The 5,182-nt window shown below is 33.8% G+C and carries 8 protein-coding genes; 6 read left to right on the forward strand and 2 right to left on the reverse strand.

Annotation, left to right across the window (positions count from 1 at the left end):
- Positions 1-221 precede the first annotated feature (221 nt).
- A complete protein-coding gene (locus AC1DRF_RS16235; RefSeq protein ID WP_340448962.1) occupies positions 222-1,130 on the reverse strand; it encodes a DMT family transporter in 909 nt (302 codons plus the stop codon).
- A gap of 313 nt (positions 1,131-1,443) precedes the next feature.
- Between AC1DRF_RS16235 and AC1DRF_RS16240 the strand changes: the two genes are divergently transcribed.
- From AC1DRF_RS16240 to AC1DRF_RS16265, 6 genes are all read left to right on the forward strand, one after another.
- Entirely contained in the window at positions 1,444-1,575 is a 132-nt protein-coding gene (locus AC1DRF_RS16240; RefSeq protein ID WP_255256546.1) for a hypothetical protein, read from the forward strand.
- Positions 1,576-1,679: 104 nt separating this feature from the next.
- Positions 1,680-1,985 carry a hypothetical protein gene (locus tag AC1DRF_RS16245; RefSeq protein ID WP_098334209.1) on the forward strand — a complete coding sequence of 102 codons (306 nt, stop codon included), beginning with the start codon at positions 1,680-1,682 and terminating at the stop codon, positions 1,983-1,985.
- A 183-nt stretch (positions 1,986-2,168) separates the two neighbouring features.
- Positions 2,169-2,630 carry a hypothetical protein gene (locus AC1DRF_RS16250; protein WP_477741150.1) on the forward strand — a complete coding sequence of 154 codons (462 nt, stop codon included), beginning with the start codon at positions 2,169-2,171 and terminating at the stop codon, positions 2,628-2,630.
- Between the two features lie 197 nt (positions 2,631-2,827).
- A complete protein-coding gene (locus AC1DRF_RS16255) occupies positions 2,828-3,331 on the forward strand; it encodes a MepB family protein (protein WP_425203532.1) in 504 nt (167 codons plus the stop codon).
- Positions 3,332-3,585: 254 nt separating this feature from the next.
- Positions 3,586-3,963, forward strand: coding sequence for an immunity 22 family protein (locus AC1DRF_RS16260; RefSeq protein WP_425203533.1), 378 nt, complete (start codon positions 3,586-3,588; stop codon positions 3,961-3,963).
- Positions 3,956-4,174, forward strand: a complete 219-nt coding sequence (locus tag AC1DRF_RS16265) for a hypothetical protein (RefSeq protein ID WP_377573870.1) — start codon at positions 3,956-3,958, stop codon at positions 4,172-4,174. The genes AC1DRF_RS16260 and AC1DRF_RS16265 overlap by 8 nt, the downstream gene beginning before the upstream one ends.
- Positions 4,175-4,331: 157 nt before the next feature.
- Here the strand turns inward: AC1DRF_RS16265 and AC1DRF_RS16270 are convergent.
- Positions 4,332-5,182: LysR family transcriptional regulator (locus AC1DRF_RS16270; protein ID WP_477741151.1), on the reverse strand; the 851-nt coding region annotated here is incomplete at its 5' end.

The raw sequence follows: 5,182 nt of genomic DNA on the forward strand, positions 1-5,182 counted from the left end.
GGGATAACGAGCAGTGAATTTTAAAATTATTTTCTACTTTGAAATAAAAAAGGCAGCCAAATAGAGGGCTGCCTTTTAAACAAGATTGAACAACTAGAATTACGCCTTATCATCACGTATGATGAATTTCATTTGAAATATATCACATTCTGTAGTCTTTCAGTTTCTTAATTCCTCTCTCGGAGATAACTTTAAAGACTCAGATTATAGAATCTACTTACTTAATTTTGTTTATTGCTAACAAGAGTGACATGCGGAGTTTTGCTTTTTGATTTCCTCGATGAAAGATAAACGCCAGCAAAGATAATAAGTAGTCCAACAACTACGTTTGGAGTAATTGTCTCTCCCAGTAGTAAATAACCCCATACCATGGCGGAGGCAGGGATCAGGTAAGTAACCGTCGCTGCTAATTCAGGGCCACCATTTTTATTGATATAAAAATAGATTAACTGACCCAATCCTGAGCCAAAACAGCCGAGACCTACAATTGCCAGAATCGGAAGTGGATGAATCAATAAATCAGATTTAAATGGTTCGGTAATCAACATCCCAACTAAACCGATGATAGCACCTGTTAGTAGGGTGAAGGTTGTTATAGTTAGTACGCTCACCTCAGACAAAAACCGTTTTGTTAACTGCCCAGCAAGCCCATAGCAGATACAAGCAACAAGCATTGTTCCAATCCCAACAAACCCTTTCCCGAAAATCTGACCAAATTGAAAATTCATGAGGACGAGTATCCCGAAAAAACCGATAAGAATACCGATCCACTGACGTCCGGTAAGTCGATAAGAAAAAAGAATAAATCCGATAAGACCTGTCCAGATTGGAGTGGTCGCATTCAGAATGGAGGCAGTCGTACTGTTTATCTCAGTTTCGCTTAAGGAAATTAATCCCCAGGCTAAACCACAGTTAAATATACCAACAACAATCAACGCCTTCCAGGGGAGTTTCTCTTTAACTTTTCTACGCTTCCACCATAAAAACGGGAGCAAGATGATTGCACCTGCTAAACAACGAAAAAATACAATTCCCCATATTCCAGCTGAGGGAAGCAGCCACTTCATAAATACAAAAGATAAACCCCAAATTAAACTAAGCCCAATTAAGGCTCCATACAATCGAAACATAATACACCTCCTTACTTCACTTATTATGGCAAATTTTGTTGATTATTTCATTCCGAAATTTCGCTTTATAGAACATTTTCTCATGTTTTTTTGTTTTCGTTATCTCGATACCTTTCTCTAGGTATATAAGGTATTTCTTTTTTTATAAAATAATAAATTCGACGTTATTCATAGGAATAATTCGGAAAACTTTAGAGTTTTTATTGAAAGAGAACGTTTGTTCTTGTATAATATAGAGAACGAATGTTCTTTTTGATAGGTTCTTTGGATCGATTATGAGCAGCTACTAAACAGAGTCATTATATGTATCGACATGAAGGCATTCTTTGCTTTGTTTTTTTCTATATTAAATGCAAACGTTGAAGAAGAGGAGAAAATGAGCTTGTTGGAGGATGTTGTAATCAGCGTGAAAGAAGCCTATGCCCTTGCCAAAACGATTGATTAAATTGGGCTTTCTCTTTAAGAACACCCAACTATACCATCATCTTAAAGGGAAAAGATAGCCAATATATAAATTATATAAAATTAGTTTTCTAAGGAGAAATAACATTGAACTCTACACTCAATAATTCAGAAGATATAAAAAGGGAAGAAGGACAAAAGCAGCTGCTTGAAAAAAGTCTTCAAGCTCATAGAAATAAAAAATGGATAATCAACTTTACTTGTACTATATCTTTTCTTTTAGCAATATTATGTTTTTGCTTTCAAGTGCCAGACGCTATAATTATTACTGTTATCTTACTGTTCATATGTGTAACTTTCCAAATCGCACATAAAATGTTAGATAGAAAAATAGAGCTGCGCTTGAAACGTATAAAGCAGGATCATAGAAAGATCATATTCAAGATAAAATAAATCCTAACTTTCTGCCTATACTTTTCTAAAGTTTAGACAATCTTGCCGCGAACTAATAACACGTCATTTTTTTGCTTGTTCGTTTAAAGTTAGAGGTTTTTGAATAGATGTAATCCAAGAATGAACGCTTTTTTACTTGTTATTGGACTCACTCGATGCTTTAGTTTAAAAAAGGAGGGCTTTATGTATTACTCTAAACTGCTTCAATATCAAGGCTGTATTTATTTAAACTCTATATTTGAACCTGAGGATAACGCGCTAATAGTGGATATTGAACGTTGCAAAATTAGTGGAAATGCAGATGAAGAGATAACAGGAGAAAACACTTCTTCTTCGTATGCCTCTATTGATGTGGACTACGCACTTCCTATAATTCGACTTACATTTGATTGGTACATTGCATACTCTGTTAGAAACGAAAGTTTTACTGTAATAGATGAATATGAAATGTATAGAGGAGGCGCTTTTGCAGTTTATTCAAAGTCCAGATATCTAGATTTTATCGAAGTTGGTACCATAGCTGACGATATACACTCTGGCCCGTTTAAGCACTATGGAATACATGCTTTGAATCATATAATTGATGTGGTTTCAACTGAACCTCCAAGTATTTCAGTAATACAAAGAGATCGAGAACAAGAGTAAAAAATGAGGTTAATATGTGGCACATTAACTATATTAAGAGGGTAGCAACGCTTAATGGATCAAGAGGTGTTATAAGTCAAGGATAGTTTCGCTATATCATTTGGAATATTTAAGATATTTAGACGCGATTTCGAGGAAAGAAATACAAACCACTTAGTATTAATTGGAGAGGGCTATAAACATAAGGGGTAAAAACAATGGAATTTCATGAGGCGTTAACCTATGTAAATGAGAACTTTTATGAACCAAATCACTTCGTTATAAAAGCTATTCGAGAAGAAGCTCAGAACTCAGATTATGGCGCTGGTATATTTCAGTTAAATTCAAAATCTATAAGATTTAGGGTAGCGAAAACTACACCTAATAAGGTAGGGCAGTTTGTATCCTTTTGGGAAAAAGATGCGGCTCATAAAAACCAAGCCTTTTCGTATGGAAAAGCTACCGATCTATTAGTTATTAATACCTTCACTAGTACAAATAGATTTGGACAATTCATTTTTCCAAAAGAGATTCTTTTAAAACAAAAAATCCTTAAAACGGCTACCACAAAAGGTAAAATGGCTATTAGAGTGTATCCGATATGGGATAAACCAACTAGCAAACAAGCTATGAAAACACAAAAATGGCAATTAGAATATTTTGTTGAGACGAATGATGCGAACAATTTGCTCCATCAAAAATTATTAAAGCTATACATCTAGAGTGGCAAGGGTTAAAGCCTTATATATGAATTAGCAAGTGCACTTTACATAATATAAGAAGAGTCAATGCGTAACAAAGACAGGATTCATTCAGTTTGTTGATTCTTTAGGTGAACTGTTTGTTTTTATTGATGACACGTTTGGTTTAAAGAACAAAATGAGATTAATTGAGCTAATCGATGTTTAATTCGTGTAGAGTTAAAGTATAAAGAATGATTGTAATGTAAGAAATGTTTTTTGGAAAGAGGGATTGTATGGAACAGATAGGTTATGTATCTTTATGGATCGGTAAGTTTTCAACTAGCGAAGAGCTAGAAAAATATCTGTTGGTTGCTTATACGGAAGATGGAGATGCTATACCCTCACAATTTGAAAAGGACTTTAAAGTTGATTACTTTGACGAAGATTTTAGCGAAGCTCATTATGCAAATCAGGATATGCGTAAGCTCTCGCACCTGTTAAAAGGCTGTTCGTATGATGGTGTAGTAATTCCTAACTTTGTTGAAAAATATGGAGAATATTTGCCTGATGGTTTCAACAGTATGATTTTAATTTATGATTTTCAGCACAATAAAAAGAGCGATAACGAAATTAATGGTGTTAAATATTTAGGAAGTATTAGGTATGGATAGTTATGAACAAGGTGGTATTCATATCCATTTTGCTTTACATATAAAAACAGAGAACTTTGATTCTGCCATTAAAGTATTAAACGATGCTAGTATTGACCATAAGGTTATAGAAGAGGTTAATATCAATATGCAAAAAGAGAAGCGGCTGTATTTTAAGGATAATGAAGATAACGTTGTAGAATTCTACACGTTGGATATGAGGGAAGATTAATAAAGAGCGAATCAAACATTGATTTGCTCTTTATTATAAATGGCTGCTAAGAATACGCTTTATGTAAAGCGAAAAAATCTTTCACTGTACCTATATAAAAAACAATGATAGCCAAGAAATCACAAAGAAGGTTACAGAAAAAACTATAACCTCAATATTAAACTTCTACTCTTCTAAAAGTGTCCCCAAGGAAGTTATTCAATTCAATAAACTGTTTTTCGATRGGTGTAAATTCATAATTTAGCCGGGAAATGAGATAAAAGTCAGTGTACCGATAAGGTGTTGGAACTTCTAAAAAATTATGGATATTATAACGGTTTGCGATACGCTTAGATATTAAGGAAATTCCCATGCCCATTAACGCAAATTGTACTAATGTTTCTGGATCGCTAACTTCGATCATGTCACCTTGTTCAATATGTAAGCTGGCGTAAATAGTATCTAATATTGTCATGTATAAGCACTTATCTGAAAGTACCAGTATATTTTTTTGCCTTACATAGTCATCAAATGTCGTGTGTTGATCAATATCGCGACCAATGACAACCATTTCTTCTACGCCTACTTTTTTATATTTTATCTTTTGGTTGTTTAATGATCCAATTGTATAAGCTACATCGATTTGTCCAAGTAGAATTTGATTTTCGATATATTCGGTTGAACCCGTTTTTAGTGTTACTGCTAGATCTGGATAGGTGTTGTAAAGTTTGTTTAAAGCGCTTGAGAATTGAGTGCCCCCAACTGATATCATGGTGCCAATACGGAGTTTTTCATCTTGTTTTTTCATTTTATTTTCAGTTTCTTCCCAAAGAAGCAATATTTTTTTAAATTGGTGATACAATTTTTCTCCTTGCTTGGTTAATTTAACGCCTTTAGAGTTTCTAATAAACAGTTCTTGATTATAATAGCTTTCTRTTTTCTTTATTTTGGCGGTCATATTAGATTGAAGGTGGTTCAATTTCATTGCAGCAGCAGATATACTTCTTAATTCCGCCACTGAAACAAAAG

Source organism: Priestia sp. P5_B4, from assembly GCF_056400385.1.

What these genes read in the sequence shown, in the direction of transcription:
- AC1DRF_RS16235 (WP_340448962.1), bottom strand. Translation starts at nt 1,130, where the DNA reads ATGTTTCGATTGTATGGAGCCTTAATTGGGCTTAGTTTAATTTGGGGT.
- AC1DRF_RS16240 (WP_255256546.1), top strand. Translation starts at nt 1,444, where the DNA reads ATGAAGGCATTCTTTGCTTTGTTTTTTTCTATATTAAATGCAAACGTT.
- AC1DRF_RS16250 (WP_477741150.1), top strand. Translation starts at nt 2,169, where the DNA reads ATGTATTACTCTAAACTGCTTCAATATCAAGGCTGTATTTATTTAAAC.
- AC1DRF_RS16255 (WP_425203532.1), top strand. Translation starts at nt 2,828, where the DNA reads ATGGAATTTCATGAGGCGTTAACCTATGTAAATGAGAACTTTTATGAA.
- AC1DRF_RS16260 (WP_425203533.1), top strand. Translation starts at nt 3,586, where the DNA reads ATGGAACAGATAGGTTATGTATCTTTATGGATCGGTAAGTTTTCAACT.
- AC1DRF_RS16265 (WP_377573870.1), top strand. Translation starts at nt 3,956, where the DNA reads ATGGATAGTTATGAACAAGGTGGTATTCATATCCATTTTGCTTTACAT.